Annotated in this window: 30 protein-coding genes and 1 tRNA gene; 14 read left to right on the top strand and 17 right to left on the bottom strand. The window is 67.4% G+C overall.

The window, feature by feature from the left end; translation table 11 throughout:
• The first annotated feature begins 58 nt into the window (after window positions 1–58).
• From AB0B45_RS05260 to AB0B45_RS05235, 6 genes are all read left to right on the top strand, one after another.
• Window positions 59–1024, top strand: coding sequence for a GntR family transcriptional regulator (locus AB0B45_RS05260; protein ID WP_358125577.1), 966 nt, complete (start codon window positions 59–61; stop codon window positions 1022–1024).
• A gap of 204 nt (window positions 1025–1228) precedes the next feature.
• Window positions 1229–1972, top strand: coding sequence for a phosphotransferase (locus AB0B45_RS05255; RefSeq protein WP_358125574.1), 744 nt, complete (start codon window positions 1229–1231; stop codon window positions 1970–1972).
• 139 nt (window positions 1973–2111) lie between these two features.
• Window positions 2112–2522 (top strand): VOC family protein, encoded by a 411-nt coding sequence (locus AB0B45_RS05250; RefSeq protein ID WP_358125571.1) that lies wholly within the window; start codon window positions 2112–2114, stop codon window positions 2520–2522.
• A gap of 279 nt (window positions 2523–2801) precedes the next feature.
• Window positions 2802–3266 (top strand): AraC family transcriptional regulator, encoded by a 465-nt coding sequence (locus AB0B45_RS05245; RefSeq protein ID WP_358125568.1) that lies wholly within the window; start codon window positions 2802–2804, stop codon window positions 3264–3266.
• Between the two features lie 182 nt (window positions 3267–3448).
• Entirely contained in the window at window positions 3449–3682 is a 234-nt protein-coding gene (locus tag AB0B45_RS05240) for a hypothetical protein (RefSeq protein ID WP_358125565.1), read from the top strand.
• A gap of 758 nt (window positions 3683–4440) precedes the next feature.
• Window positions 4441–4743, top strand: coding sequence for a hypothetical protein (locus AB0B45_RS05235; RefSeq protein WP_358125561.1), 303 nt, complete (start codon window positions 4441–4443; stop codon window positions 4741–4743).
• A 221-nt stretch (window positions 4744–4964) separates the two neighbouring features.
• Here AB0B45_RS05235 and AB0B45_RS05230 read toward each other — a convergent pair whose 3' ends face one another.
• Window positions 4965–5795 (bottom strand): sugar nucleotide-binding protein, encoded by an 831-nt coding sequence (locus AB0B45_RS05230; protein ID WP_358125558.1) that lies wholly within the window; start codon window positions 5793–5795, stop codon window positions 4965–4967.
• 76 nt (window positions 5796–5871) lie between these two features.
• On the bottom strand, window positions 5872–6243 hold the full coding sequence (locus AB0B45_RS05225; RefSeq protein WP_358125555.1) for a DUF5997 family protein: 372 nt from the start codon (window positions 6241–6243) through the stop codon (window positions 5872–5874).
• 54 nt (window positions 6244–6297) lie between these two features.
• Here AB0B45_RS05225 and AB0B45_RS05220 point away from each other — a divergent pair, with 54 nt between their 5' ends.
• A complete protein-coding gene (locus AB0B45_RS05220) occupies window positions 6298–7026 on the top strand; it encodes a LysR family substrate-binding domain-containing protein (RefSeq protein WP_358125552.1) in 729 nt (242 codons plus the stop codon).
• A 621-nt stretch (window positions 7027–7647) separates the two neighbouring features.
• On the opposite strand, the gene AB0B45_RS05215 is transcribed toward AB0B45_RS05220, so the two are convergent.
• Window positions 7648–7929: a CHRD domain-containing protein gene (locus AB0B45_RS05215; RefSeq protein ID WP_358125549.1), complete on the bottom strand. Its 282-nt coding sequence runs from the start codon at window positions 7927–7929 to the stop codon at window positions 7648–7650.
• Window positions 7930–7961: 32 nt separating this feature from the next.
• Here AB0B45_RS05215 and AB0B45_RS05210 point away from each other — a divergent pair, with 32 nt between their 5' ends.
• Both AB0B45_RS05210 and AB0B45_RS05205 read left to right on the top strand, forming a co-directional pair.
• Window positions 7962–8573, top strand: a complete 612-nt coding sequence (locus tag AB0B45_RS05210) for a replication initiator (protein WP_358125546.1) — start codon at window positions 7962–7964, stop codon at window positions 8571–8573.
• Entirely contained in the window at window positions 8573–9496 is a 924-nt protein-coding gene (locus AB0B45_RS05205) for a site-specific integrase (protein WP_358126263.1), read from the top strand. The genes AB0B45_RS05210 and AB0B45_RS05205 overlap by 1 nt, the downstream gene beginning before the upstream one ends.
• On the opposite strand, the gene AB0B45_RS05200 is transcribed toward AB0B45_RS05205, so the two are convergent.
• The 3 genes from AB0B45_RS05200 to AB0B45_RS05190 form a co-directional block, all read right to left on the bottom strand.
• On the bottom strand, window positions 9388–9732 hold the full coding sequence (locus AB0B45_RS05200; RefSeq protein WP_358125543.1) for a DUF6247 family protein: 345 nt from the start codon (window positions 9730–9732) through the stop codon (window positions 9388–9390). The genes AB0B45_RS05205 and AB0B45_RS05200 overlap by 109 nt on opposite strands.
• A 233-nt stretch (window positions 9733–9965) precedes the next feature.
• The gene (locus AB0B45_RS05195; RefSeq protein WP_358125540.1) at window positions 9966–10157 is read right to left on the bottom strand and encodes a hypothetical protein; all 192 of its coding nucleotides are present in this window, start codon (window positions 10155–10157) and stop codon (window positions 9966–9968) included.
• Between the two features lie 347 nt (window positions 10158–10504).
• Complete coding sequence (locus AB0B45_RS05190) at window positions 10505–10711, bottom strand: hypothetical protein (RefSeq protein WP_358125537.1); 207 nt, start codon at window positions 10709–10711, stop codon at window positions 10505–10507.
• 53 nt (window positions 10712–10764) lie between these two features.
• Here AB0B45_RS05190 and AB0B45_RS05185 point away from each other — a divergent pair, with 53 nt between their 5' ends.
• On the top strand, window positions 10765–11508 hold the full coding sequence (locus AB0B45_RS05185) for an SEC-C metal-binding domain-containing protein (protein ID WP_358125534.1): 744 nt from the start codon (window positions 10765–10767) through the stop codon (window positions 11506–11508).
• 707 nt (window positions 11509–12215) lie between these two features.
• Entirely contained in the window at window positions 12216–13481 is a 1266-nt protein-coding gene (locus AB0B45_RS05180) for an ATP-binding protein (RefSeq protein ID WP_358125531.1), read from the top strand.
• 49 nt (window positions 13482–13530) lie between these two features.
• Here the strand turns inward: AB0B45_RS05180 and AB0B45_RS05175 are convergent.
• From AB0B45_RS05175 to AB0B45_RS05140, 8 genes are all read right to left on the bottom strand, one after another.
• Window positions 13531–13602 (bottom strand) — tRNA-Val (locus AB0B45_RS05175).
• A 17-nt stretch (window positions 13603–13619) separates the two neighbouring features.
• Window positions 13620–14561 (bottom strand): ROK family protein, encoded by a 942-nt coding sequence (locus AB0B45_RS05170; RefSeq protein ID WP_358125528.1) that lies wholly within the window; start codon window positions 14559–14561, stop codon window positions 13620–13622.
• Between the two features lie 55 nt (window positions 14562–14616).
• Window positions 14617–14844 carry a hypothetical protein gene (locus AB0B45_RS05165; RefSeq protein WP_358125526.1) on the bottom strand — a complete coding sequence of 76 codons (228 nt, stop codon included), beginning with the start codon at window positions 14842–14844 and terminating at the stop codon, window positions 14617–14619.
• Window positions 14845–14951: 107 nt separating this feature from the next.
• Window positions 14952–15389: a peroxiredoxin gene (locus AB0B45_RS05160; protein WP_358125523.1), complete on the bottom strand. Its 438-nt coding sequence runs from the start codon at window positions 15387–15389 to the stop codon at window positions 14952–14954.
• 46 nt (window positions 15390–15435) lie between these two features.
• The gene (locus AB0B45_RS05155) at window positions 15436–15864 is read right to left on the bottom strand and encodes a DUF3052 domain-containing protein (RefSeq protein WP_358125520.1); all 429 of its coding nucleotides are present in this window, start codon (window positions 15862–15864) and stop codon (window positions 15436–15438) included.
• Between the two features lie 101 nt (window positions 15865–15965).
• Window positions 15966–16373, bottom strand: a complete 408-nt coding sequence (locus AB0B45_RS05150; protein WP_358125517.1) for a secondary thiamine-phosphate synthase enzyme YjbQ — start codon at window positions 16371–16373, stop codon at window positions 15966–15968.
• Between the two features lie 9 nt (window positions 16374–16382).
• Window positions 16383–16565 carry a DUF1918 domain-containing protein gene (locus AB0B45_RS05145; RefSeq protein WP_358125514.1) on the bottom strand — a complete coding sequence of 61 codons (183 nt, stop codon included), beginning with the start codon at window positions 16563–16565 and terminating at the stop codon, window positions 16383–16385.
• A 165-nt stretch (window positions 16566–16730) separates the two neighbouring features.
• Window positions 16731–17588, bottom strand: a complete 858-nt coding sequence (locus AB0B45_RS05140) for an alpha/beta hydrolase (RefSeq protein ID WP_358125511.1) — start codon at window positions 17586–17588, stop codon at window positions 16731–16733.
• 55 nt (window positions 17589–17643) lie between these two features.
• On the opposite strand from AB0B45_RS05140, the gene AB0B45_RS05135 reads away from it, so the two are divergent.
• The 3 genes from AB0B45_RS05135 to AB0B45_RS05125 all read left to right on the top strand — a co-directional run bounded on the left by AB0B45_RS05135 (window position 17644) and on the right by AB0B45_RS05125 (window position 23078).
• The gene (locus AB0B45_RS05135; RefSeq protein ID WP_358125508.1) at window positions 17644–18222 is read left to right on the top strand and encodes a TetR/AcrR family transcriptional regulator; all 579 of its coding nucleotides are present in this window, start codon (window positions 17644–17646) and stop codon (window positions 18220–18222) included.
• 386 nt (window positions 18223–18608) lie between these two features.
• The gene (aceE, locus tag AB0B45_RS05130) at window positions 18609–21356 is read left to right on the top strand and encodes a pyruvate dehydrogenase (acetyl-transferring), homodimeric type (protein ID WP_358125505.1); all 2748 of its coding nucleotides are present in this window, start codon (window positions 18609–18611) and stop codon (window positions 21354–21356) included.
• Window positions 21357–21542: 186 nt separating this feature from the next.
• Complete coding sequence (locus tag AB0B45_RS05125; protein WP_358125502.1) at window positions 21543–23078, top strand: alpha/beta hydrolase; 1536 nt, start codon at window positions 21543–21545, stop codon at window positions 23076–23078.
• A 309-nt stretch (window positions 23079–23387) separates the two neighbouring features.
• On the opposite strand, the gene AB0B45_RS05120 is transcribed toward AB0B45_RS05125, so the two are convergent.
• The 3 genes from AB0B45_RS05120 to AB0B45_RS05110 all read right to left on the bottom strand — a co-directional run bounded on the left by AB0B45_RS05120 (window position 23388) and on the right by AB0B45_RS05110 (window position 26625).
• Window positions 23388–23750: a VOC family protein gene (locus tag AB0B45_RS05120; RefSeq protein ID WP_358125500.1), complete on the bottom strand. Its 363-nt coding sequence runs from the start codon at window positions 23748–23750 to the stop codon at window positions 23388–23390.
• 83 nt (window positions 23751–23833) lie between these two features.
• A complete protein-coding gene (locus AB0B45_RS05115) occupies window positions 23834–24559 on the bottom strand; it encodes a YafY family protein (protein WP_358125497.1) in 726 nt (241 codons plus the stop codon).
• 173 nt (window positions 24560–24732) lie between these two features.
• Window positions 24733–26625 (bottom strand): hypothetical protein, encoded by a 1893-nt coding sequence (locus tag AB0B45_RS05110; protein WP_358125495.1) that lies wholly within the window; start codon window positions 26623–26625, stop codon window positions 24733–24735.
• Between the last annotated feature and the right edge of the window lie 25 nt (window positions 26626–26650).

Below are 26650 nucleotides of genomic sequence, written 5' to 3'. Positions count from 1 at the left end.
GAGATTGAACTAGTACACTGCTGCAGGCAACGACCTACCGATGAACCCGGGGGCTCCCATGTCGTCGTCAACGCAGATACCGGATCCGCCGTACCGGCGGATCGTCGCGGAGATCCGTGCCCGGATCGCGGCAGGCGAGCTGCGGCCCGGCGATCGGATGCCTTCCATCCGGCAGATCGCCCAACGATGGGGCGTCGCGGTCGCGACCGCGACCAGAGTGATGGCGACTCTCCGCGACGAAGGGCTGGTCGAAGCGAAGGTCGGTTCCGGCACGGTGGTCAGCGCGCTCACGAGCCTGCAGCAGCCGGCCGGCCTGACCACGTCACCGAGACCGCGACAGACCGGTGTCCCCAAGCAGGCACTGAACCGGAAGCACGTTCTGCGCACCGCCATCGCGATCGCCGACACCGAGGGGCTCGACGCCGTGTCCATGCGGCGAGTCGCGGCCGAGCTCGGCGTCGGTCCGATGTCGCTGTACCGGCATGTGGCGAACAAAGACGAACTGGTGACGCAGATGGTCGACGAAGCCTTCGGCGAACCAGAGCTACCCATCCCGGGGCCGGAGGGGTGGCGAGCCAAGCTCGAACTGATCTCCCGCCGGCAGTGGGAGCTGTGCCGGCGACACCTCTGGCTGCCCAGGGCCGTCTCGTTCACTCGCCCGTTGCTCGTGCCCAACATGATGGCCCACACCGAGTGGACCCTGCGCGCACTCGACGGGCTTGGATTGCCCATGACGACACGGATTCGAGAGGCACTCACGCTGCACGCACTGGTCGTCACCGTTGCCCTGTCCATGGCGGACGAGGTCGAAGCGGAGCAGGAGACTGGTGTGACGCTCGACCGGTGGTGGGTGACACAGCGGAAGCGGGCCGACGAACTCCTCGACAGCGGACGATTTCCACTGCTGGCCACGATTCCAGAGGAAACCGCGTCGGACCTGGACGGACTTTTCGAGTACGGCCTCGCACGCCATCTCGACGGCTTCGCCGCCCTGGTCGAGGAACAAGCCCGAACCCGGCCATGAGGGCGCGCCGCGCTGATCGACGAGCACGAAACGACGAAGGCAGACCGCAAGACCGCGCGCTAATCGATTCGACCTCATGGAACGCTATAGAGCCTCAATTATGGACGTTACGGATTGTGTCTTCTCGAAGGTTCCGCGGATTGATGTCGTTTCTCCGCGTTTGCCGCCCATTGACGTGTTGATCTAGCAGCGTTGGGTGAGTGGATGTCCCGGCCGTTCCTTGATTGGATTCTTCTGGTGCAGACCGGAGAGTTGTTGGGTTCAGGCCGCAGCGCAGATGTGTTCGCGATCGATGATGGGTGGGTGCTGCGCCGTTACCGAGACGGCAGTGACGCGGCCGACGAGGCAGTGGTGATGTCCTACCTCGCAGACCGAGGCTTTCCCGTGCCCGCCGTATCTCCGATGACGATCGTCGCGGATCCGGACGCCCGCTCGGTCGCGCGCACCGATCTGGTGATGCAGCGGCTGTCCGGACCAACCATGCTGCGGGCACTGATCGACGCCGCGATAACGCCGGAGCAAGCGGGGGGAATTCTCGCGCACCTGTTGCGCCGCCTGCACACGATTCCGGCGCGGGCCTCTACCGCTCCCGGAAATCGAATCCTGCACCTCGATCTGCATCCGGACAACGTGATGCTGACGTCGCAAGGACCGGTTGTGATCGACTGGTGCAACACGGCGGAAGGGCCGCCGGGACTGGATTGGGCGATGTCGGCCCTGATCCACGCGCAGGTCGCCGTGGACCCGGTGAGCGAGGTGGCAACACCGGCCCGCCTGGTGCTCTCATCGCTGCTGGCGCATCTCGACGGCACCGTGAACATCGGCGATGCCCGAACCGGGTACCTCGCGCAGGCCCGGGCGAGACGGGCCGCCGACGCGGCCCTGAGCCCACGAGAGGTGGAGTTACTCGACACAGCAGTGACGCTGGTAATGGCCTTGCGACGATGAAACCAGAGTCTCGTACCCTCCGCGCTGTGGCCGACATGGGACGGCTACATCGAGTCGTGGAGCTCCTAGGTGAGCAGGTGGCCGGACCGATCAGGATTCGAGAAGCACCGGTCACCGGGCCGCATATAACGTGACGTCCATGGACATCACCATTCACACGAGCTTCCTCCCGCATGACGACCCGGACGCCGCCCTGGCCTTCTACCGCGACGCCCTCGGCTTCGAGGTACGCAGCGACGTCGGACAGGGCAAGATGCGCTGGATCACGGTGGGTCCCGTCGACCAGCCCGGCACGTCCATCCTCCTGGCGCCGCCGGCCGCCGACCCCGGCATCACCGAGGACGAGCGCCGCACCATCATCGAGATGATGGCCAAGGGCACCTACGGCTGGATCCTGCTGGCCACCCGGGACCTCGACGGCACCTTCGAGAAGCTACAGGCCGGCGACGCCGAGGTCGTCCAGGAGCCGACGGAGCAGCCGTACGGCGTCCGCGACTGCGCCTTCCGCGATCCCGCGGGCAACCTGGTCCGCATCCAGGAGCTTCGCTGAGCCGTTCGGTAATCGATTTGGCCATGATGACCGCCGCAGAGAATGCGGGGGCCAGCGCTGCCAGGACTCCGTCCTCGACTCACCCTCGACGGCCGAGACATCGCGGAGGTCCTCGCGATGTCGGCCGCCGCGAACGAGAGGCGCGCACGCCGGCCGTTCACATGGCGGAGAAGGGCGGCGCCCACCGGCCACCGGCCTCGCCGCCGGCTTCACCCTCACCGGCGAGCACCTCGCCATGTAGCCCAGGTGCTCGCGGACATCGATGAAAGGAGTTCTCTCATGTGTCATCCCGTATGGGGGCGCGCGCTTACCGCGGCACAGCGCCTGAAGGATCTTGCGCGACTGCGCCGCGTCCGCGATCGGATCGACCGGGAGTACGCGCAGCCGCTGGACGTCGAGGCGCTCGCCCGCGGCGCGCACATGTCGGCCGGGCATCTCAGCCGGCAGTTCCGGCTCGCCTACGGCGAGTCGCCGTACGCCTATCTGATGACACGTCGGATCGAGCGCGCGATGACGCTGCTGCGTCGTGGCGACCTCAGCGTCACCGAGGTCTGCTTCGCGGTCGGTTGCTCGTCGCTGGGCACCTTCAGCACCCGCTTCACCGAGCTGGTCGGCATGCCGCCCAGCGCCTACCAGCGCCGCACGGCGGGCGCTGCGGCGGGGATGCCGTCGTGCGTGGCGAAACAGGTGACGAGACCGGTCAGGAGTCGAGAGGCGCCGGTCACCGAGCCGCAACTGGCGTGACGGATATGACTTCCATCGAATCCTTCACCCTCGAGGTGGTCGACACCGCGGCCGCCGACCGCTTCTGGACCGCCTTCGGTGCTACGGCGGCGTCGTACAGGCCCCGGATGGGACGATCTTGAAGGTCGTGACACCGGCCGGCCACCCAGCAGTTCGACGAGATCGTTCTGGGAGCAGCGGACGTGGCCGCGAGCAAGCGGAAGGCGTCCGCGCGGCGCGGCCCGCGCGCGGCCAAGCCGGACGCGGACAGCGAAGTGCTCGCGAAGATCGTCGAAATGGAGGAGGCGGACCGCGTCCTCGCCGAGCGGCTCCATGACATCGTCAAAGCCAACGCGCCGGCCCTCTCGCCGAAGCTCTGGTACGGGATGCCCGCGTATCCCAGGAACGGCGCGCTCATCAAGAAGGCCGCGAGCTGAGGCGGTCCTTCTCACGGGCGCAGCGCTCGCCGACCACTCGCGGGTCGGCGGCCCACCGGCCTCCCCGTGGTCGCTGTCACCGCGAGGTAGGACTGGCCGACCGCCCAACCAGCGCTGTCGGCTTGACGTCGCTCACCTCCTGCAGCTTCAACCCAGCCAGAGTTTTGGCGAGCTTGTGGGATCACGTCGTACGGGGGCACGCCGCAGGAACTCGTTGCGTTCAGCGACCTAGAAAGGCGGCCCGTCCAGCGTGACGTACCGGTAGACGCGGGCGGACACCTTCAGGCGGGGCGAGGACGCGTTCGTGGTAGTCGGTCGCTGCCTTCAAGACGCCACCCCGTCTGGATGCCGACCACAACGAGCGTGTGTCGCCGAAACGAGGTGATCTTGCGGCCGTAACGGCGGGATCCGGTGTCGTTGAGGGCATGGAGCGCGATGCCGGAAAGGCGACCGACAAAGCGAGTGATCGCTCAGCGATGTAGCCAGATGGCAAATACGCAGAACTGCCGAAGTCCCGAGGTGTGTTTCCAGCTCAGGACTTCCTTTGCGGGCGGTACTGGGTTCGAACCAGTGACCCCACGCTAGTAAGGCACCCCTTGAAGAAGGCGGGACCACCCCGGGTTCCTATGCTCACCTGGGCTCACAGTCCAGTGTGATCCTCTTCGGTCCATGGCCGTCCGAGGCGATTGTCGTCGGTTTCCGGATACCTGTCCGAGAAGATGTGGCGGTTGACGCGGCTTCCCATACGATCACGCCCCATGAACGTCGTTGCGCCGCTTCTCATCCTTCTGCCGTTAGCCGCTCTCTTGCACGCCATGTGGCGGTCGCGTGCAGATCCGTCCTCCACTGCTCAGTTCTTCAGGAAAGCATTCCTGAGCGGTGGAGTCGCTCTGCTCTTACTCGCGCTTGTCGGATTGACTCGCTGGTCGATCGGCCGCTACTTCTATTTCGGTCTCGAGCCCGGAAAGATCGATACAGCGCTCAAGGCCGGTATCGGCATGATGCTCGGTGCGCTGGTCTGCGCCGTCGTCGAACACGGGCGCGCTGGAGCCGGCAAGTAGACCCGGTGGGAGCGTGCCAGAGGTCACGCCAATTCGGGAGTCACTCACTCACGCGCTCAGCGGTACCGGACTCGTCCGGAAGCCCACGGACCAACTCCAGAGCGCGCCTCAGCTCCGACTCCGGCAACCGGTCCACCAAGTGGTGCAGTTCCTCGCGCATGGCGGTCGGGACGCCAGGCGACCTGCACGCTGGTCACTCGCCTTTCAGACTGAAGTCACGATCATCGCTGACCATCACCCAGAAACTGCCGCGCGCCGCGCAATTTGGTCTGAAGCCGCCGCTGAGTCATGGTGCAGTCCAAACGCACGTCTATAGGGCCGGACAACCTGGTGTCCGCCCGCCGGCCTGAAGGCAAATGGTCCGCGTCCAGGCCATCGCGGCGAGCGATGAGCAGCCCGAGCTCGTATCGGCTTACGGCATCGGCTCCGGCGACGTGGTGGATGCCGCGATACTCAGATGCGGCAAGTTCCAAGAGCGCCGCGGCAAGGTCAACTACATGCACGGGACACCGCACGTCATCGGTGAACAGCACTCCTCTCGCCCTGCCGGTGGCCAGTGAATGCACCAACGCCTCGTGCGGGGAGCCACCGTCGCCAATGATCAAGGATGTCCGGGCTATCACCGCAGCGGGCACGATCGCGTTCACCGCTGTCTCGGCGGCGGCTTTGGCCGCACCATACGGGCTGATCGGGTCAGGAACGCACGTCTCGTCATAGCGGATCGCGGCGCCGGAGAAGACGGTGTCGCTGGACACATGGACGAGGCGTCCACCCGCCGTGGAGACAGCGAGAGCCACGTTCGCGGCGCCAGTCGCCGTGGTCGCCCAATCCGTCTGCCGGAAGGCAGCGTTGATGACCACCTCTGGCCGGAATGCGCCGATCAGTACATCGACGTCCTCTCGGCGGCGCACATCGAGCGGCAACCACTCAACGCCAGCGGTCTCTCCCGACCGGGTCAGATACGTCGCAGCAACTTCGTGCCCTGCCAGCGAACACTGTCGAGCGAGCTCTCTGCCGAGAAACCCGCTGCCGCCGACGATGAGGGTTCTCATGGCCGGTCACCATAGTTGATCAGCCGCTCCGTCGACGAGCTCGTCTCGAGTCGGAGACGTTCATGATCTCAGCTGTCTAGCGCTGCTTGAGGCGGAGTGCCTCTTTGCGGGTCTCGGCCTGGATGGACCGCTCGCGCTCCAGCCACGCTGGGTTCTCCGCCTTCAGCGCATCGATATCAGTGGTGGTGAGCGGTTCGGTGATCCCGCCTCTGGTCAGGCCGGAAATGGAGATTCCGAGCTTCGCGGCGATGACCTGCTTGGGGTGCGGGCCGTTGCGGCGAAGGTCGGCGAGCCAGGCGGGTGGCCTCGACTGCAACTCGTTCAGCTCGTCCCTGGAGACGACACCCGCCTGGAACTCGGCGGGAGTGGCCGAAAGGAGAACACCCAGCTTCTTGGCCGCGGTCTCGGGCTTCATCGTCTGGATGGTCTTCGGTTTGGACGAGTTCATAGCGTCGAGAGTAGTCAGTCGGAACGGGTTCCCTGACATCGGTACCCTGAGGAAGTGACTGATGCGGAGACCGGCAGGGTGTTCCGGCTGGCGTACGTGCCCGGGGTGACACCCGCGAAATGGGTCAACGTCTGGACCGAGAGGATGCCCGGCGTGCCGGTTACTTTGGTCGCGGTCCCCGCCGCCGAGGTGGTGGGGCTCCTGCGGGAGGGCGGCGCCGACGCCGGATTCGTCAGGCTGCCGGTCGACCGGGACGGGCTCAGCGTGATTCCTCTCTACGTGGAGACCACGGTGGTCGTGGTGCCCAAGGACCACGCGGTGGCCGCCGCCGACGAGGTGGCCATCGCCGACCTGACCGACGACGAGGTGTTCCATCCTCTGGACGACACCATCGAGTGGACGGTCCGGCCCGGGCTGCCCGCGTTCACCCGACCGGCCACAACGGCGGACGCGGTCGAGCTGGTAGCGGCCGGCACTGGGCTTCTCCTGGTTCCGCAGTCGCTGGCACGCCTCCACCACCGCAGGGATCTCACCTACCGGCCGGTGCAGGACGCGTCGCAGTCCCAGGTCGCGCTGGCCTGGCCCACGGACGCGACCACTGACCTGGTGGAAGATTTCATCGGCGTCGTCCGCGGCCGGACAGTGAACAGCTCGCGGGGCCGTACCTCCGCCTCCCCCGCGGAGAAACCGGCACAGCGGCAGGCACAAAAACCCGCACAGAATGGCTCCGGACGCCGGGCCGTGCCGGCCAGCCGTAAAAGGAAGGGCCACCGGCCCCGGTGACCTGCAGCCCCGAACCTCCGGTTCGGACCCGGCAATGAATGTGGCCGGCCCGGCCTCGGTTGAACCACATTGAGGGACCCGAGACCGCGAGATTTCTCCGCCCTACGCCCAGATCGAACCGGGAGTCGGCCTGTGTGGAGAGCCGGTGTGCCCGCTGCCGGTGCGCGGCTGGTCGATGGCGTTCTCACCGTAGCCTCGCGAGTCTTCATGGACTGTGTTCATCTCTCGGGGATCTCATGCGTGAGGGTTGGGTCTTCCTACGGTCCGCTCTTCCCCCGTGTGGTCCGGCCGACGGGCGCGAAGGTACCGAACTCAACGCCGGAAGGCAGCGTTAATGACCACCTCTGGCCGGAATGCGCCGATCAGCACATCGACGTCCTCTCGTCGACGCACATCGAGCGGCAACCACTCAAGACCGGCGGTCTCTCCAGGACGGGTCAAAGAGGTAGAGGCGCCCATCGACATTTCGAAACCAGTTGATCGCCACTGGCGCCCGAACGGCGCACAAATAGTGCCGCTTCACGAAATTTGGCACAAACTCCGTGAAGCGGTCACTTAGCGTCATCGATATGCCGCTGGACGGGACGTTTGCCCGTACGGCCAGCCGCGTCGGGCAGGGGGCTACAGGATCGCTACCCGGACACCGCAGTCGGCGTTGTCGGCCGTCTGGCGCTTCACGGCGCGGATGCAGTCGCTCGCGAAGCCCTCGCTGGGCGCCTGCAAGGTCACCACGATCGGACCCGCCACTCCTGCCCTCCCCTCATGGATGTGCGCCGCGGTCGCGCGGTCGATGTTGTGGGCGGTGATGACGTAGCAGAGCAACGACCGTTCGATCACCCTCCAGGCGAAGATCCCCACCCCGTCCGGATCGCCGGGACCGGGAACCTCCTGGGCCCCGGTCATCTCGACGAACTGGTAGGGCGGCGGCGGGTCGGTTGCGGCTGCACGTGCTCACCTTCGGCAGTCAGGTAGACGCCAAAGGCGTGCTCGGTGGTACCGAACGAGCCGACCACCTGATCAAGCACTACCTGACCAAGTACCTCACCAAGTCGATCGCCGAGACCTGCGACCCGGACAACCAGCGCCAGAAGGACCACGCCGACCGGATGGCAGAGGCGCTGCGCTACGAGCCGTGCTCGCCCACCTGCCCGAACTGGCTCCGCTACGGCGTGCAACCCAAGGGCGCCAAGCCAGGCCAGGCACCCGGACAGTGCCGTGGCAAGGGACACAAGCCTGAACACCTCGGCTACCCGGGCCGGCGCGTCCTGGTCTCCCGCAAGTGGTCCAACAAGACCCTGACAGACCACCGCGCCGACCGACGTGCCTGGGTCCTGGAAGCGCTCGGTCTTTCGGCAACCGAAGGCACCGATCCGAACCGCTACACCTGGCGACCGATCCCACCCGGTGATCCGGACCTTCCGCCCCTCGGGCAACGCCTCCTGGTCGAGATCGCCAACCGCCAACGATGGCGCGCACTCATGGCCGAACGGCAGGGGCAGGCAGACAGCACAGATCTTTCGGCAACCGGAGAGAGGAGGGCGGCGTGATGGCGAACAAACCTGGTAAGCGCCGCTTCGGCAGCATCCGCGCGCTGCCCTCGGGCCGATTCCAGATCAGGTACCCCGGGCCTGACGGCAAGATCTACGTCGGCGAGACGACCTATGTGAAGGAACGCGACGCCGATAAGGCGCTCTCCCTGATCGAAGCCAAGCTGATCACAGGCGACTGGACCGACCCTCAGCGCGCGAAGGTCAAGCTCGGCGACTACTCAGCGAAGTGGATAGCCGAACGGACCAACCTCCGCCCCCGCACGGTCGAGATCTACACGGGCTTGCTCAAGCGGTACATCCTGCCCTACCTCGGAAACATCCTTCTCGGAAAGATCGACACGTCGGCCGTCCGAGAGTGGCGAACCGCGCTGATCTCGAACGGCGTCGGCGCGTCGGAGGTGGCCAAGGCGTACCGGTTCCTGCGGGCCGTGCTCATGACGGCGGCAGACGATCGGATCATCCCGCGCAACCCCTATCGCATCAGGGGAGCCGGTGAGGAGAAGCCCGATGAGCGACCGGTGCTCACGGTGGCGCAGGTCTTCAAGCTGGCTGACCTCGTCGTGAAGCGTCTGCGGGCGCTGATCCTCCTGGCCACCTTCGCGAGCCTGCGGTGGGGTGAGGTGGCTGCCCTGCGGCGGATGGACCTGGACCTGACGAAGGGCACGGTCAGCGTTCGGCAACAGCACGTCGAGCTGGACACAGGCGAACTCCTGGTCGGGCCGCCCAAGTCACGCGCCGGTGTTCGCACGGTCGCCATCCCCCGGGCGATCATCCCCGCCGTACAGGAACATCTCGACTCGTTCAAATACACCTACCGCTCAACCCCGCGCTCAGCCAGCAGTTGGCGCCACGTCTTGTCGCCCCGAGGGATCGGCTTGCCGACATCGGCCAGTTCCTGGACACGGGCAGCCCGCTCGTAAAGATCTCTCCGGCCCTGCGGATCCTTGATCGAGTCGCACGCGACAAGCCACCAGGTATGGATGAACTCGCCGAGTCGGCCGAGGTCCAAACTGGCGCGGACCTCAGCCAAGACGACGTCAAGACCTGCGTCGAACCCATCTCGGTCCTGCGGGACGACCAACGCACTGCGGATGGCGCGCAGATTCTTCTCCGGCGGGGGGCCTTCGGGGGTGAACTCCTGCGGTTGCGCGCTCATGCCGCCAGTGTATGTACAGGTACTTAGCGCGGCCCAGCCAAATCGCACGACTTGAGAAGGTGATTCGGCTTGCGGACCGACGCGCGGGTCCTGGAGGTAACCGACTCACCCATCACCGGGGCGGCCCGAGCAGCTGCCCCACTGCCTGGCGAAGCAGCATCAAACAGGCGTGATGACGCTCGTCCTTGACGTTGCCGGCGGCGAGAAGGACACCTGTGTCACAACGCAACACGTCAGCGGCCCAACTCGGCGAGCAGGATCTCCTCATGACGCTCGGCCAGATCAGGCTCACCCTCGAACGATGCAAAGAACAGCAGGTCGCGCTCATGGCCAGCCTCACCCAAGCGCCCGCGAACCAGTTCCGGTGCGGGCCGCAGTTCCGACTCCGGCAACTGATCCACCAGGTGATGCAGTTCCTCGCGCATAACGCATGCATCCAGGTGTAGGTCTCTGAACTGGTGCGGGTGCTGACTACAAGTCCATGCTCGCCTTCGAGAGACACGATCCGCAACTGAGATGCGGCGCAGATGTGGCACCGTTAGAACCATGCCGCGTCGAAGCGCGACGAGGTCGCTCCTCCAACCGCATGCCAAGGAGAACCGGCTCATCGTGCCCGCGCCGTATGGACAATGAACCCATGCTCCCCGACAGATTCTTCCACCCCCTCAAGCCCACGCAGGTGCTCGACACCGTCTACGACCAGTTCGGCGAGCCGGACGAGTTCGGCGAACTCACCAACGAGTCTGCGGCCAGGGAGACGGTTCGGCAGGTGCTACTGGATCCGCGCAGCCAGGGCGATCCCGGGGTGTTCGAGCTTGCCTGGGAACTGGTTGACCTCTATGACGACGACGAGCTCCACGACGCGGTCGAGCTGCTGACCGAGGTACTCAACGCCCACCCCGACCAGCGCTTCGCCCTGGGCGCCCTGCGTGCGGCCCACCGCGACGCCGAGGGCCTGGCCGAGATGGAGGCCCTCCATCGCGACATGTCGTTCCTGCTACCGGAGCGCCGCGATATCCGTTTCGGAGTGCGATGGAGGAGCTGCTCAGCGCAGCCCGCACTGCCGCCACGCCCTCCGGGAAACGTGCGCTGGGCGGGGAGCGCTCCAGGTATCGGATGGCCTATCTCCCCGCGCGGGAGTACGCCAAGGGCCTGGCCGAAGGGCTGCTCGACGCCACATTCCCCCTCGACCACGAGGACTACCGTCGCGAGCTGGAGTCATCGCTGCGCGACTCGGCCGAGCTCGGCAGGGTCTCGGTGGTCGCGATCGACCTGGCGGAGGTCGACGCGTTCGCCAAGCGGACGGGACGCGACCCCCGACGTCGAAGTACACGGCTGGCCTACCTGTCCACGCTGCCGGACCGGGACGCGATCTCCTGGCCACCGGAGCGCAACACGCCCTGCTGGTGCACCTCTCAGCGCAAGTACAAGAAATGCTGTGGCCGGCCCGGATTCCGCGACCAGCCGGTGCCCGACCGAGGGCGGGCCATCCTGCGTGTCGATGGACCACAGCCGCTCCGGGTGCAGGTGCCGTCCAGGATTCGGCTTGACCGGCTCCACGCGATGATCGACGCCAACGCCGGCGCGGGCGGCCACTACAGCTTCTCGGTCCAGGACGGCGGAATCGACGCCGACCAGGCTCCGGACGCGACCCTTTCACAGCTCGCCAACGAGCCCGGCCAGTCGTTCGGCTATCACAACGGCCGCGACCACAGGGTGACGGTGGAGGAGATCGTCCCGGTGGACCCGGCGGACAACCAGCCCCGGGTGATCTAGCGACACGTTTCAGCACGTCGACTTCTGCAGGCCCGGTCTACGACGGTCCCATCCGTCGGCTGCATCCCCATCCGGATGGACGCCATGATCGCCAAGACCTCATGGCACGCTAATGGCACGAAGCCCGGCAGCAAGATCGCTACCGGGCTTCTTGTGCTAGTGGGCGGTACTGGGTTCGAACCAGTGACCCCTCGCTTGTAAGTCAATCCGGGTGGGGGCGGGATCACCACCCATACCCGCTCCCATCTGCGCGAGCAATCCACGGAAGTCCACCGGCGTCCGCCGCTGTCCGGGGCGGTTGTCACTCAGTTGGTCACCCAGGCACATGACCTCAGAAAGACCGTCGCCGCTCCCGGGAAAGGCGCGGACCCACTGGACGGCCGCCATCATGACACGAACTGACCAAGGGAGTCATGATGAGACGCTCGCATAGGGGGTTCGACCGGCTTGCGCAACACGGCTGGATCTACGACGTCTCCTGTGTCACCTTCGCCCGGCCCCTGCCATCGATGCCTGGTCAACGCTACTTATCAGGTGTGTCCTCCTTGATCAGGAGTTGCACCGTTCACCTTCACTGCTGCGCGGCACGAGCCGCTCAGCGAGCGACCATCACCCCATATCTCTAGCGACCATTCCGCCATCAATATGGCGACCAAGTCACTGCCGATGAGGCGACCAACTCACCACAACATGTCATGATAGAGAGCATGGTCACCACCCCGCTCGGGCGCTTGATCCACCGTCACGCGGAGCAAACAGTCACGGACGCCCTGGCCGACACGCGCGTCGTCCTGGTCAACGGCGCACGACAGTCGGGCAAGAGCACGCTGGTCCGGCGGCTCGCCAAGGCAGACGGTACCGAGTGGCGCGACCTCGACGATCCACTGACCCTGCAGGCTGCGTTGAGCGACCCCAGCGGCTTCGTCGACTTTCCGGAGCCCATGGTCATCGATGAGATCCAGCGTGCTCCGGAACTACTGCTCGCCATCAAATCTCAGGTGGACGCCGATCCGAGACCCGGCAGATACCTGCTCACCGGCTCCTCCCGGCTACTCGCCCTACGCGGTCTGCCGGACACCCTGCCCGGGCGGATGGAAACCATCGAACTGTGGCCTTTCGCGCAGGGCGAGATCGACGGCCGTCCTGATGCCTTCGTCGACGCGGTGTTCACGCACGGCCCGACCCTCCGGCACACCTCCCGGCTCACCCGGGCCGACTATGCAGACCGCCTGGTCCGCGGCGGCTATCCCGAAGCTGTCGCCCGCACCAACCCTCGACGCAGGCAACGCTTCTTCGACTCCTACGTCGGCGATCTGATCAACCGTGACGTGATGCAACTGTCGGAGATCGAACGTACTGCGGAACTACGCGCGTTGGTCAGGTCTCTGGCGGCCAGATCCGGCCAACTCCTCGTCGTTCAGGCGCTGGGCCGTGACCTCGGCCTGCCCGGCACAACCACCGCCAGATTTCTGGCACTGCTGGAAGAAGTCTTCCTGATCAAACGCATCCCCGCCTGGTCGAAGAACATCAGCAGCCGGGCCGTACACACCCCCAAGGTCACCTTTGTCGACTCGGGAGTGGCAGCGAACCTGCTGGGCGTCGACGCCCACAGCCTCCTCCGGCCCGGTTCCGCATTCGGGCCGCTGCTGGAGGGCTTCGTCCTGACGGAACTGGCCCGGCAGGTGACCTGGGCGGACACCTTGGTCGACCTGTACCACTACCGAACCAAGGACAAGGTGGAGGTGGACGCCGTCCTGGAGAGCCGCCAGGGCCGGGTTGTGGGCATCGAGGTCAAGGCCGCCTCCACCGTACGACCGGACGACTTCAAAGGACTCCGCCACCTTGCGGAACGGGTGGGCCCCGACTTCGTCGCCGGTCTGGTCCTGCACACCGGCACGCAGACATTCTCCTTCAGCGACCGAATGCTGGCCGTCCCGGTCAGCGCCCTGTGGGAGGCAACGGCCACGACCTAGCCGGCCGCCACTCGATATACCACCGGACCCCCACGAGCCCTGGAACATGTGGGCGGTACTGGGTTCGAACCAGTGACCCCTCGCTTGTAAGGCGAGTGCTCTACCGCTGAGCTAACCGCCCCTGATCGGCACTACACCTTACGACACCGCAGGCGCCGATCGCACATCCATTGTCCACCCTGTCCCCACCGAAGGCCGGCCTGCCGCGGTCCAGCCCAGCAAGGCGGCGCCCAGCATGCCCGCGTTCACGCCCAGCGACGCCGGTACCAGTGGGGGCGCGTCGCGGAAGGCGAGTCGTTTCACCAGCCTGGTGCGTACCGGGTCGAACAGGGCGGGACCCGCCTCGGCGAGGCCGCCGCCCAGGACGATGACCGAGGGGTCGAGCAGGAGCGTGTACGTGGCCAGCGCGAGGGAGAGCGCTTCCACGGCCTCGTCCCACACCTCTATGGCCAGCGGGTCGTCGGAGGCGACGACCTCCTCCGCCTTGACCCCCGGCACGCCTGAACGCTCGCTGTAGCGCCGTCCGACCGAGGCCGCGGACGCGTACGTCTCGAGGCAGCCGAACTGCCCGCAGGCGCAGGGCTCGCCGTCGGGGAAGACGGGGATGTGGCCGATCTCGCCGCCCCAGCCCTCCGCCCCGCCGTACGGCCGGCCGGAAAGAATCATGGCGCCGGCGATCCCGGTGCCGATGGGCAGGAATAGGAAGTCGGACACGCCGCGTCCCGCGCCGAGAACGCTCTCGGCGAGCCCGCCGGTGCGGACGTCGTGGCCGAGCATGACGGGGACGTCCATGTCGACGAAGGCCTGCGCGGGCACGTCGCGCCAGCCGAGGTTGGCGGCGTAGACGGCGCTGGTGGCCGTGACGAGCCCCGGTACGGCGAGGCCGACGCCCGCGAGGTCCGCCCCGCCGCGGGCGGCGAGGTCGGCGATGAACTCGCGGATGGCGGTGACGACGGCGTCAGGCCCCTCGGCGCGCGGCGTGGCGCGCCGGTCGGTGACCAGCACCTGACCGTTCTCGCTGACGAGGCCGCCCTTCATGGACGTGCCGCCGACATCGAGCGCGACAACGTAGGAACTCATAGCGGTCATCCTGGGAGGCGGGTGGCTGGTCAACGGCTATGAACGATAGCGCACCCTATTGTCGGGAAAGACCCAGCACTCTGTTGAGGGCCGCCTCGACCTCGTCGGCCAGGCCTGGGGGCGGCTCCGATCCGGCGGGCTGCGTGAGCCGCGCGAGCCGCACCGAGCCGCAGGCGCGGCACTCGACTTCGCCGAGCCGGCAGATGAGCGACGTGGAGCCGCAGGATTCGCAGAGGTCGAGTTCGAGGTCGTGGGCGCGCTGGCAGTCAGGGCAGATGAGCACCTGAACCTCGCTGTGTACCCCACGCCGCCATGGGCTCGCTCCGCGAACCGGGTCGGTCTGCCGGGCCCCGCACCGGTAGCAGGGCATGGTGTCCTCCGATACGACAGTCAGGACAATGCTTTGAGATAGTCGGCGACATCGCGCGCCGCGGAGATCGGGTTGACGACCGACCACCTGATCACGCCCTCGCCATCGATGAGGAAGGTCCCGCGCTTGGCGAGCCCTTTCGTCTCATCGAACACACCGTACGCCTCGGCGACCTGTCCATGTGGCCAGAAGTCGGATAGCAGGGGAAACTCGTACCCCTCCTGCTCCGCCCACGCGCGATGGGTGAACATCGAGTCGACGGAGACCGACAGCACCCGCACGTCGGCGGGCAGGCGTGGGATGAGCTCGTCGCGCACTTGGCCGAGCTCGCTGCGGCACACGCCGCTGAAGGCCAGCGGATAGAAGATCAACAGCACCCGCCCGCCCCGCAGGCTGGACAGCCTGACCGGGGTGCCGTGCTGGTCGGGCAGTTCGAAGTCGGGAGCCATACGATTCATCCTGCCGTACGACCTCCTCGGTCGTACGGCAGGCATCAACGTCTAGCTAGCGACGGCCCTTGGGCGCCACGAGCCTGGTCCCCGACCAATCGGGTGCTGCGGAGATGCTGCTGGTCTGCGAGAGGCCCGCGGTGGCGGCGTCCTCCCCGATGTCGCTCGGCTCCACGTGGCCGTCTCTCCCGGCCTTGGGAGTCAGGAGCCAGATCTGGCCCGCGTCGGCCAGACCTCTCATCGCATCGCTGAGAGCGTCGAAGAGGTCGCCATCGCCGTCGCGCCACCACAGCAGCACCACGTCGGCTACTTCGTCGGTTTCCTCGTCTAGAAGCTCGGTGCCGGTCAGGTTCTCGATGGACTCGCGAAGCTCTTCGTCGCTGTCCTCGTCCCAACCGATCTCCTGCACCACCTGACCCGGCTTGAGGCCGAGTCGTTCGGCCAGGCCGCGCTCGCCCTGCGCCTGACCCGCGGTCGCGCTCACTTGTATCCCTCCTGATATGCGGTCATCGCTTCGGGACAGTCCACACGCTGTGACCCTCAGTCGTCAACGGTCGCCACGATGACGGCCGTAGTCCACACGAATTAATCAGACAAAAACGACAGGCGAACCTGCCGTTCACGGTTGTCGACGTTCAGGTCGACGATGGCGATCGACTGCCACGTGCCCAGCTCCAGCCGCCCGCCCAGTACGGGAACGATGGCGTAGGGCGGAATCAGCGCAGGCATCACGTGAGACCTCCCGTGGCCACGCGAGCCGTGGGCGTGTCGCCATCTGTCGTCGGCGGGCAGCAGGTCGCCGAGCGTGGCCAGCAGGTCGTCGTCGCTGCCCGAGCCGAGCTCGATCAGCGCCACCCCGGCGGTCGCGTGCGGCACGAACACGTGCAGCAAGCCGTCGCCGCCGAGTGAGCGCACGAAAGCCTCGCACGCGCTCGTGATGTCGTGCACCGTCTCGCGCGACCCCGTGGTCACCGAGATGATCTGGGATTTCACATGGGAATCCTACGCATGTTCGACGACCGCGTCCGGGCCGGGAAACACCAGGCCGGTGTGGCCGTCGTCGAATCTGACCATGTACGGAGGCCCGCCGTCGGACCCGCGTACCTCGATGATCTCTCCGATCCGGTCCCTTTCTCCAACGGTGTTTCCGTGCACAAGGAGCCGGTCGCCTACCGTCGCGTTCATACCTCCACCTTCGTACGGCGGAGCCCATCCGAAAAGCCCCCCGACCCAGGTAGAAGGGCAAAAGATAATCGAAATGTTACGCTCCGCCCACCCGTCATCGCGGAGTGCCCGCGAGGTCCCGCGCGGTCAGCGCGCGAGGGCGCCGGGAGGGACGGGCGGGCGAGGTCAGGCGGGCGTTCCGCCCGTGCGGGTCTCGGCGACGAACTGCTCGATCGTGCGAGCGAGCAACGCTGGCTGGTCCTCGGGAATGAGGGTGTAGCTGTCCTCGATCTCCACCAGCCTGGCGTCCTCGAACAGCGCCGCCAGCCGGGGACCGTGCTCCCTGGGCATCAGCTTGTCCTCCACCGCCCACGCGACCAGGACGGGCCCCTTGAAGGACCGCAGGCGCTCCGCCCAGTCGAGCAGGACCCGCCGCGGCGGCACGGACACCGCGTACCTGGCCAGATCGCGCCTGATCGCCGCGCTGGTCCGCGCGGGCGCGAACCAGGCGTCCATCACCGCGTCGGGCACGGGCCGCTTGCTCATCCAGCCCCATCCGCCCGGCGCCCTGCGGAAGGACCTGAGCCCGAGCATCCGCATGGTGAGCCACAACCCGCCGGGAGTCTTGGCCGCGAGCTCGATCAGGCGGCCCGGCAGCCCAGGAGGATAGTTGTCGAAGGCCTCGCAGGAGGTGAGGACCAGCCTGGCGATCCGCTCGGCCCTTCCGAGCGGGACGAGCAGCTGCCCGCCGCCCCAGTCGTTCAGCACGAGCGTCACCTCGCGCAGGTCGAGCCGGTCGAGGAACTCCGCCACCAGCAGGGCCATGCCCTGAAGCGACAGGTCGGCGTCGCGCCGCATCGGGCGGCGGTGCGCTCCGAGGGGAAGCGTCGGGCACACGCATCGGTGGTCGCGGCGCAGGTCGGCCACCACCTGGCGCCACACGGAGCCGTCGATGGTGACCCCGTGCAGGAACACCAGGACGGGACCTTCGCCTCCGGTGTCCTCGTAGTCGATGGTGCCCGCTGACAGCTCGATCTCCGGCAAGGCCGCCTCCGATTTGATAGATCGCTCTAGCGAGACCCTAGGGTAGGGTCGGGGTGTGGGCAACACCAAGGAACGCATCCTGGACGCGAGCGCCGAGCTGTTCCGTCGCAACGGCTACACGGGCACCGGCCTGAAGCAGATCGTCACCGCCGCCAACGCGCCCTTCGGGTCGATCTACCACTTCTTCCCGGGCGGCAAGGAGCAGCTGGGCGAGGAGGTCGTCCGCTCGTCGGGGATGACCTACGTCCAGCTCTTCGACGCCCTCATCGCGCCCGCGCCGGACGTGGTCAGCGGCATCGAGACGTTCTTCACCGCCGCGGCCGACACGCTGGTCGAGACCGGCTACGCCGATGCCTGCCCCATCGCCACGGTGGCCCTCGAGGTGGCCAGCACGAACGAACCCCTGCGCAGGGCGACCGCCGACGTCTTCACCGCCTGGATCGCCGCGGGCACGGAGGGGTTCGCCAGGTTCGGACTGTCCCGTGAGGCGGCGCGCAGACTCACGATCTGCCTGGTGACCAGTCTGGAGGGGGCGTTCGTGCTGTGCAGGTCGCTGCGCGACACGGAGGCGCTGAAGGTCGCGGGCGACGTCGTCGCCGCTGCCGCCAGGGCCGAGCTCGCCGCGTCCTCCTGATCCCGGGGTCGACGACCCTTCTGCCCGCACGGCACGACGGCGTCGCGTGCCGTACACACGAGATGATCGCGAGCGGCCGCGGTCCCGCCGACCGGCGCGGGCGAGACCATTCCTATACTGCGTGGCGAGCGCCGCCCGGTGAGCCTGTCCCAGAGTCATAGCGGCGGGCGAAATTTCGTCTCTTTTCTAGTCTTGATAAATCTGGCGTGCACTGTAACCTTTGGTGGCGATTCGTCCTACCATCGGTGGTCTAGGCCACCATCAATGTCACTGCCAGCAGGGACGTTCTGGTTACCGGTCAGTAGAGATGCACTTTCCGGAGTTAGCGACCAGGATGGAAGGCGACCCAACCCAGACATCAGTCGATCCTCGGAAGGCGAGACCCAGTGGCTTCCGGACGCCAGCGTTTCTCGATCATCAGCGACGGCCTACCCAGCCAGCTGCCTGATGTCGACCCCAGCGAGACCAACGAGTGGCTCGAGTCCCTCGACAACGTCATCAAGACCGAGGGTCGTACGCGCGCCCGTTACTTGATGCTTCGCCTGCTGGAGCGGGCCCGCGAGCACCAGGTCGGCGTGCCCGGCCTGCGCAGCACCGACTACATCAACACCATCCCCCCGGAGCGCGAGCCCTGGTTCCCAGGTGACGAGCACGTCGAGCGTCGCATCAGGGCCTACATCAGGTGGAACGCCGCGGTGATGGTCTCGCGCGCCAACGCGCGCACCAACGTCGGCGGCCACATCGCCACCTACGCCTCCGCCGCCTCGCTGTACGAGGTCGGCTTCAACCACTTCTTCCGCGGCAAGGACCACGGCGAGTCGGGCGACCAGGTCTTCTTCCAGGGGCACGCCGCGCCGGGCATCTACGCCCGCGCCTTCCTCGAGGGCCGGCTCAACGAGGCCCAGCTCGACGCCTTCCGCCAGGAGCTGTCGCACGGCTTCCACGGCCTGCCCTCCTACCCCCACCCCCGGCTCATGCCGGACTTCTGGGAGTTCCCGACCGTCTCGATGGGCCTCGGCCCGATCAGCGCGATCTACCAGGCGCGGTTCAACCGCTACCTGCTGAGCCGCCAGATCAAGGACACCTCCAGAAGCCACGTCTGGGCCTTCCTCGGCGACGGCGAGATGGACGAGCCCGAGTCGCTCGGCGCGATCGGCCTGGCCGCCCGCGAGGAGCTCGACAACCTCACCTTCGTCATCAACTGCAACCTGCAGCGGCTCGACGGCCCGGTACGCGGCAACGGCAAGATCATCCAGGAGCTCGAGTCGTACTTCCGCGGCGCGGGCTGGAACGTCATCAAGGTCGTGTGGGGCCGCGACTGGGACCCGCTGCTGGCCGCCGACGTCGACGGCGTCCTGGTCAACCAGATGAACACCACGCCTGACGGCCAGTTCCAGACCTACTCGGTCGAGTCGGGCGCCTACATCCGCGACAACTTCTTCGGCAGCGACCCGCGCCTGCGCAAGATGGTCGAGCACCTGAACGACGACGACATCCGCAAGCTGTCGCGCGGCGGCCACGACTACCGCAAGGTCTACGCGGCCTTCAAGTCGGCCCGCGAGCACGTCGGCCAGCCGACGGTCATCCTCGCCCAGACCATCAAGGGCTGGACACTGGGCAAGGACTTCGAGGCGCGCAACGCGACGCACCAGATGAAGAAGATGACCAAGGCCGAGCTGAAGGAGTTCCGCGACCGGCTCTACCTGCCGATCCCCGACTCCGCGCTCGAGGGCGAGCTGCCGCCGTACTTCCACCCCGGCGAGAACGACGAAGAGATCGCCTACATGAAGGAGCGCCGCGCGGCGCTGGGCGGCGTGCTGCCCAGGCGCATGGTGCGCGCCAAGGCGGTCAAGCTGCCGGGCGACGATGTCTACAAGCAGTTCTCCAAGGGCTCGGGCAAGCAGCAGGTGGCCACCACGATGGCCTTCGTCCGCCTGCTCAAGGACCTCATGCGCGACAAGGAGATCGGCAAGCGGTTCGTGCCGATCATCCCCGACGAGGCGCGCACCTTCGGTCTCGACGCGATGTTCCCGACGGCGAAGATCTACAGCCCGCACGGCCAGACCTACGAGGCCGTCGACAGGGACCTGCTGCTGTCGTACAAGGAGTCGACCGAGGGCCAGATCCTGCACGAGGGCATCAACGAGGCGGGCTCCATGGCCTCGATGACCGCGGCAGGCACCGCGTACGCCACGCACGGCGAGCACATGATCCCGATCTACATCTTCTACTCGATGTTCGGGTGGCAGCGGACCGGCGACCAGATGTGGCAGCTCGGCGACCAGATGGGCAGGGGCTTCCTGATCGGCGCGACCGCCGGCCGTACGACGCTGAACGGCGAGGGCCTGCAGCACGAGGACGGGCACACCCCGCTGATCGCCTCGACGAACCCGGCGGCCGTCTCCTACGACCCTTCGTGGGCGTTCGAGACCGCCTACATCGTCAAGGACGGCCTCAGGAGGATGTACGGCGAGCAGCCGGAGAACGTCTTCTACTACCTGACCGTCTACAACGAGCCCTACGTACAGCCCGCCGAGCCCGCCGACCTCGATGTGGACGGCCTGCTCAAGGGTCTGTACAAGTTCGCCGACGCTCCGCAGACCCAGGGGCCGAAGGCCAACATCCTGTCCTCGGGCGTCGCGGGCCCGTGGGCGATGGAGGCCCAGCGCATGCTGGCGGAAGACTGGGGCGTCTCGGCCGACGTCTGGTCGGCGACGTCCTGGGCGGAGCTGCGCCGCGAGGCGCTGGCCTGCGACGAGCACAACCTGCTCAACCCCGACTCCGAGCAGCGCGTGCCGTACGTCACGCGGGCCCTTCAGGGCGCGCAGGGGCCGTTCGTGGGCGTCAGCGACTACATGAAGGCGGTGCAGGACCAGATCTCGCAGTGGGTGCCGGGTGACTGGAGCTCGCTGGGCACCGACGGGTTCGGCCTGTCCGACACCCGCTCGGCGCTGCGCCGTCACTTCCACGTCGACGCCGCGTCGATCACGCTGGCCGTGCTCACCCAGCTGGTCTACAGGGGCGAGCTCGACGGCGAGGTGCTGCGCGAGGCGATCGCCCGCTACCACCTGAAGAACGGGGTCACCGAGGCCGGTGGCGCCGAGAGCAACGACACCCAGTCCATGGGCGTCTGATCCGCTACTCCGAAAGAGCCCGCGCCCTGCCGGCGCGGGCTCTTTCCTTTCCCTGCCGGTTCCCGCGCGTTCCCTGCCGGTTCCCGCGAGGGCAGCCACCGGCCGGGCGAGAAAGCGCGGCGTGTGCGACGCCCAGGCCGGGCATGTGAAAGGATTTTCCCCGGTACTCGATATCGGGGGATATTCATGCGCCGCGCACTCACCACCGTCGCCCTGACGGCAGGGCTGACCATCTCGCTCGCCGCCTGCGGCACCTCCACCGGGACCTCCGGTGACCCCACACCCGGCAGCTCGGGCTCGACGCCCGCCGGCTCGGCGGCGTCCGACAAGATCGCCTGGGGTGCCTGCACCGACCTGGCCGTGCCTGAAGGCTCGACGGCCACTCCCGACGCCACCCTGCAGTGCGGCAAGCTGGCCGTCCCGCTCGACTACAACAAGCCGGACGGGGAGACCATCGACGTCGCGATGATCAGGATCCCGGCCAAGGGCCCCGGCCAGCGGATCGGGTCGCTGGTGTTCAACTTCGGCGGGCCAGGCGCGTCGGGCGTCGACACGATGGCGCGGGCCGTCAAGGCGTTCGGCACCCTCAACGCCCGCTACGACCTGGTCAGCTTCGACCCGCGCGGCGTCCAGCGCAGCCGCGGCGTCGTCTGCGGCACCGGCAAGGACATGGACACCTACGTCTCGCTCGACACGCTGCCCGCCAATGACAAGACCAGGGCCAAGGTCCGGGCGGCCACCGAGCAGTTCACGAGGTTGTGCGAGAAGGACTCCGGCCCGGTCCTGCCGTACGTCGGCACCGTCAACGCGGCCATGGACATGGACAGGATGCGCGACGCCCTCGGCGACCCCAAGCTCAACTACTTCGGCATGTCGTACGGCACGCAGCTCGGCGCCGTCTACGCCACCAAGTTCCCCAAGAACGTCGGCCGCACGGTCCTCGACGCGCCGCTCGACCCGAGCGTGACCCTCGAACAGCGCACGCTGGCCCAGACCAAAGGCTTCCAGCAGGCCTACATGAGCTTCCTGAAGGACTGCGTCACGCAGGGCTGCGAGCTGGGCGACAGCGTCGAGACGGCCGACAGGAAGATCGAGGACTTCATGAACAAGATGGTCGTCTCGCCGCTGCAGGTGGGCGACCGCCAGCTGACCCAGGGCCTGGCCAGCACCGCCGTCGCGGCCGCGCTCTACTCCCAGCTGAGCTGGCCGTTCCTGGAGAGCGCGCTGTCGTCGGGGTTCAAGGGCGACGGCGGCGCGCTGATGTACCTGGCCGACACCTACACGGGCCGCAGGTCGGATGGCAGCTACTCGACCGAGATGTCCAGCTTCCCTGCCATCACCTGCGTGGACACCGCCGAGCGGCCGGGCAGGGAGGAACTGCTGCGCACCGAGGAAGCGGCGCTGAAGATCTCTCCGCTGTTCGGCAACGCGGGCGCGGGCTCGATCTGCACGTTGTGGCCAGTGCCGGGCAGCAACGAGGCCAGGAAGGTGAACGCCAAGGGGTCGGGGCCGATCGTGGTGGTGGCGGGCAAGGGCGACCCCGCGACGCCGTACCAGTGGGGGCCGAGGCTGACGGCGCAGCTGAAGACCGCCACCCTGCTCACCTACGAGGGTGAGGGACACGGCGCCTACCTGTCGGGCAACAAGTGCATCCAGGGCGCGGTCAACGCCTACCTGATCGACGGCAAGATCCCCGCCAAGGACGCCTCCTGCCCAGCCTGACGCCTCGACCGGGGTCCCGGCCCTCTCTACGCCGGCGGGCATGACGGCGCACTCCCGCCGCCTCCCTCCGTCGCATGCCAGGAACCGGAGCAGCACGCGACCGGAGGGGGCACGCGACCCGAGCGGAGCGAACTGGGTCAGACGTGCGAATGCCCTGGGCGCGCCGCCGCTCGGCGGTTGGCGGCGTGCCCAGGGAGGGGTGGACCGCCCAGGAGGCGGTCGGTACGCGTCACGTCCGCGGCGGGGAAGGCGCCGGTCAGGGCGACGGGGGGAAAGACCCGACACCCTTCAGCGGACGGATGACGCGAGTCAGCCGGCCGGTGGCGTGAAGACGCCGAACAGGTTGTCCGACACGTCCTTCAGGTAGGCGAAGCTGGTGTCGTCGGCGCTGATGACCTTGTGGATCACCTTGCCGCCCAGGCTCTCGACCTTGGCGCACGTCGCCTCGACGTCCTCGACGAGCACGGAGAAGACGGCGTAGTTGGGGAACTCTCCCTTGCTCCCGTACACGCCCCCGGAGGGCTGGCCTCCTTCACCCTGGGTGATCAGCCGGTAGTCCATCGGCGCCTTCGGGTCGGTCGCGAACGTCCAGCCGAAAAGGTCGCCGTAGAACCGCTGTGCTCCGTCGGGGTCGTCGGTGCCGACCTCGAACCAGGCCACGGTGTTCAGCATGTGCGCTCCAAGTCGTCAAGTTTCTCGAACAAGACAACGATAAGACGTCCATGCGACAACCCTATGTCGGTGTTTTCGATTTCCTAATCGAGAACCGTGCCGTGAACGATCATGTCGGGGACGTCCGAGACGTACCCCTCCAGCGGCCGATCGGGGCAGCGCTCCTCGCTCACCGCGGCGCCCGCGATCCTGTCGAGCCTGAAGACGCGCACGTCGTCGCGCAGGCGGCACCAGGCGACGAGGTACCAGAACCCGCCGCGCCCGCCGAGGAACACGCCAGGCTCGACGTCGCGCGAGGTGAGGGCGCCTTTCCTGTCGGCGTACTCGAGGTGGAGGACGCGCCTGCGCAGCAGTGCGTCCTCGATCGTGCGGGAGACGCCCGCGCGGCCGAGCGGCTGGATCTCCTCGCCGGTCTCCACGGGGGCGACGAGCTGCACGCGGCTGGCCAGCTCCCTGGCCAGCTCGCCCTCCGAGCCCGGCATGGCGGCCACGACCTTGCGCAGCGCGCTGCGCGCCTGGCGGCCGAACGGCTGGTCACCCGCCCTGCTGAGCGCGATCGCGATGGCCACGGCCTCGGCGGGGGTGAAGTTGAGCGGAGGGAGGGAGTGTGTCTTGTCGATCGCGTAACCCCCGCTGCGGCCCGGCTCGGCGTAGATGGGCACGCCGGACTCCTGGAGGGCGGCGATGTCGCGCTCGATGGTCCTGGCGCTGACCTCGAAGCGTTTGGCGAGCTGGCGCGCTGACCGGCACCTGGGGGAGATCGCGCGCAGGTCCTCGACTAGCGCGTAGAGCCGATCGGTACGGTTCACAATCGGCACGGTACGCGCCGGTGCCGACAATTCCGCTTGTGTGGCGGGGGTTGGTGAGGAGAGTATCGCCCGATCGTCACTGTAGGTGGTCAGGTGGACCATGACGGCGGGGTTGGGAGCGGTGGGGCCCGCCGTACGCCCGGGGAAGGGGTGGGGTACGGCGGGCCGGGTGGCTACGCGGCGATCTTGACGGTCGCCGTCGTGCCCGCGCGTACGGGGACCTTGGCCACCGTGTACGTCACCCCGTCGATCACCCGCGGGAGCCCGGGGAACCGGTGTCCGTTGACCTCCAGCCACCGGTGCTGCCCGGCGAACCGCGCCTCCCAGGACACCGGCGACGACCCCTTGTTGGTGAACGTGCTGGAAACCGCTCCGTCATGCCGTACGGTGACCTTGCCCGAGCCGACCGGCACGTCGGCCACCTCCAGCCAGCCGATGTCCTCGGGCAGCCGCGACTGTGTGGCCACGGTCCTGCGGGGCGCGTCGGGCTGGATGCCCATGAGGCCTTCCACCGTCTGGCTGACCAGCGTGAACGGCACCTCCGGGTAGTCGCCGTTCAACCCCTGGCGGGAGTTGACGTGCTTGGCCTCACGCTTGTCGTACACGTCCTGCATCCACTTCCACGCCGTGTCGGCGCGGTTGTGCCTGAAGAACGTGTCAGGCAGGTAGGTGATCGCCTCGATGTTGCGCGGCCGCCCCGCCCCTGAGGCCTCGGCGTCGACGAAGTCGAGGTAGGCGTCGTTGCGCGGCCCTGCGTCGATGATGCCCTTCATCGGCATGAACCAGCTGTTCTCCTTGCCGAATCCGGTCAGCGGGGTCCCGTCCACGGTGTACGCCCTGACGAACTCCCCGGTGCCCTGCTTCACGCTCCACGTCTTGTTGAAGTAGTCCTTGACGGTGCGCGCCTGCTTCGCCTGGGTGCGGGCCAGCGCGTGGTCGCCCTTGTCGAGGGCGAGCGCGGCCAGGGCGCTGTGGGCCTGGTACTGCGACCCGATCGCGTCTCCGGCCTCGGCCAGCGGCTCGCCGCTGACCTCGTTGTAGCTGGCGGCGCCCTGGAAGATGCCCCTGCCGGTGCCCTCGGCGACGCCGTTGGGCAGTTGGCCGTCGTGCAGGGCGACGAACTCCTTGGTCGCGTGCCTGTAGTAGTCCCAGAAGACGGGGTCGTCGACGTAGGCGCGGTCTCCCGACCACCGGAAGGCCTGGTTGGCCTTCTCGACGAGTTCGAAGGTGGCGGGGACCTCGCGGACGAAGTTCGTGGGCGAGCGGTAGTCGATGGACAGGTAGGTGGTGGCGTCGAAGTTCAGCGCCCACACCGGGTAGAACTTGTGCTCCTCGGTCGCCGACTGGGCGAAGGAGCGCAGCATGTTCTTGTTCTCGGCGGCGAGCCCGAGGATGTGGGCTCCGGCGAGCTGGTGGGCGAAGTCGCGTGAGTAGTAGCCGCTGCGGTTGGCGTACCCGGCCCAGTAGGAGGGCGTGTAGACGCCCTCGCCGGTGCCGCCCGGCTGGCGCTCGTCCACGTTGAGCAGCCCGGGGACGCCGTCCTGGTGCACCCATGATCCCGCCTTGGCCTTCGCCCAGCCGAACATCTCGACGATCTTCGGGTTGGACGAGCTGACCGTGGGAGAGGCCTTGGCGCCGGGGGAGATCATGACGTCGTCGACGTTCACCCAGCCGGAACCGGATCCGAAGGCGATGCCGAGCTGGTCGCCCTCGGCCACCGCGACGTCGGAGATCGTGTAGCGGGAGTAGGTGGAGCGCGCGGGCAGCGTGAGCGTCTGGACGGGCGTGCCGCCGCGCAGGACGGTGAACGTGCCGCCCGCGCCGCCCGTCGCGATCCACGCCGACACCGAGTAGGTGCCGGCGGCGGGCACGGTGATCGTCTGGCTGACGCTCTTGCCGGGCCCCGCGTCGAGGTAGATGAGCTTGGCCCCGCCGTGGGGCATGTTGGTGGCCACGCCGGTGCCGGCGGTGAAGGTCCACCCCTCGGCGCCCTTCTCGAAGCCGGGGTTGACGACGACGGGCCCGGCGGCCAGGACGGAGCTGAGCAGGACAGGTAACATCCTCATGGATACTCCCGATCATCGGATGAAT

It is taken from the genome of Nonomuraea sp. NPDC049152, assembly GCF_040648355.1.
In the GTDB taxonomy this organism is placed as follows: Bacteria; Actinomycetota; Actinomycetes; order Streptosporangiales; family Streptosporangiaceae; genus Nonomuraea.
The sequence above is the reverse complement of the archived record's forward strand: the minus strand, read 5'-3'. Positions and strand labels throughout refer to the sequence as shown.

Excerpts from the sequence above, each read along its gene's own strand:
- AB0B45_RS05260 (WP_358125577.1), top strand. The coding sequence starts at position 59 with ATGTCGTCGTCAACGCAGATACCGGATCCGCCGTACCGGCGGATCGTC.
- AB0B45_RS05255 (WP_358125574.1), top strand. The coding sequence starts at position 1,229 with ATGTCCCGGCCGTTCCTTGATTGGATTCTTCTGGTGCAGACCGGAGAG.
- AB0B45_RS05250 (WP_358125571.1), top strand. The coding sequence starts at position 2,112 with ATGGACATCACCATTCACACGAGCTTCCTCCCGCATGACGACCCGGAC.
- AB0B45_RS05245 (WP_358125568.1), top strand. The coding sequence starts at position 2,802 with ATGTGTCATCCCGTATGGGGGCGCGCGCTTACCGCGGCACAGCGCCTG.
- AB0B45_RS05235 (WP_358125561.1), top strand. The coding sequence starts at position 4,441 with ATGAACGTCGTTGCGCCGCTTCTCATCCTTCTGCCGTTAGCCGCTCTC.
- AB0B45_RS05230 (WP_358125558.1), bottom strand. The coding sequence starts at position 5,795 with ATGAGAACCCTCATCGTCGGCGGCAGCGGGTTTCTCGGCAGAGAGCTC.
- AB0B45_RS05225 (WP_358125555.1), bottom strand. The coding sequence starts at position 6,243 with ATGAACTCGTCCAAACCGAAGACCATCCAGACGATGAAGCCCGAGACC.
- AB0B45_RS05215 (WP_358125549.1), bottom strand. The coding sequence starts at position 7,929 with ATGACCGGGGCCCAGGAGGTTCCCGGTCCCGGCGATCCGGACGGGGTG.
- AB0B45_RS05205 (WP_358126263.1), top strand. The coding sequence starts at position 8,573 with ATGGCGAACAAACCTGGTAAGCGCCGCTTCGGCAGCATCCGCGCGCTG.
- AB0B45_RS05200 (WP_358125543.1), bottom strand. The coding sequence starts at position 9,732 with ATGAGCGCGCAACCGCAGGAGTTCACCCCCGAAGGCCCCCCGCCGGAG.
- AB0B45_RS05195 (WP_358125540.1), bottom strand. The coding sequence starts at position 10,157 with ATGCGCGAGGAACTGCATCACCTGGTGGATCAGTTGCCGGAGTCGGAA.
- AB0B45_RS05190 (WP_358125537.1), bottom strand. The coding sequence starts at position 10,711 with ATGGAGGGCCTCCATCTCGGCCAGGCCCTCGGCGTCGCGGTGGGCCGC.
- AB0B45_RS05185 (WP_358125534.1), top strand. The coding sequence starts at position 10,765 with ATGGAGGAGCTGCTCAGCGCAGCCCGCACTGCCGCCACGCCCTCCGGG.
- AB0B45_RS05180 (WP_358125531.1), top strand. The coding sequence starts at position 12,216 with ATGGTCACCACCCCGCTCGGGCGCTTGATCCACCGTCACGCGGAGCAA.
- AB0B45_RS05170 (WP_358125528.1), bottom strand. The coding sequence starts at position 14,561 with ATGAGTTCCTACGTTGTCGCGCTCGATGTCGGCGGCACGTCCATGAAG.
- AB0B45_RS05160 (WP_358125523.1), bottom strand. The coding sequence starts at position 15,389 with ATGAATCGTATGGCTCCCGACTTCGAACTGCCCGACCAGCACGGCACC.
- AB0B45_RS05145 (WP_358125514.1), bottom strand. The coding sequence starts at position 16,565 with ATGAACGCGACGGTAGGCGACCGGCTCCTTGTGCACGGAAACACCGTT.
- AB0B45_RS05125 (WP_358125502.1), top strand. The coding sequence starts at position 21,543 with ATGCGCCGCGCACTCACCACCGTCGCCCTGACGGCAGGGCTGACCATC.
- AB0B45_RS05120 (WP_358125500.1), bottom strand. The coding sequence starts at position 23,750 with ATGCTGAACACCGTGGCCTGGTTCGAGGTCGGCACCGACGACCCCGAC.
- AB0B45_RS05110 (WP_358125495.1), bottom strand. The coding sequence starts at position 26,625 with ATGAGGATGTTACCTGTCCTGCTCAGCTCCGTCCTGGCCGCCGGGCCC.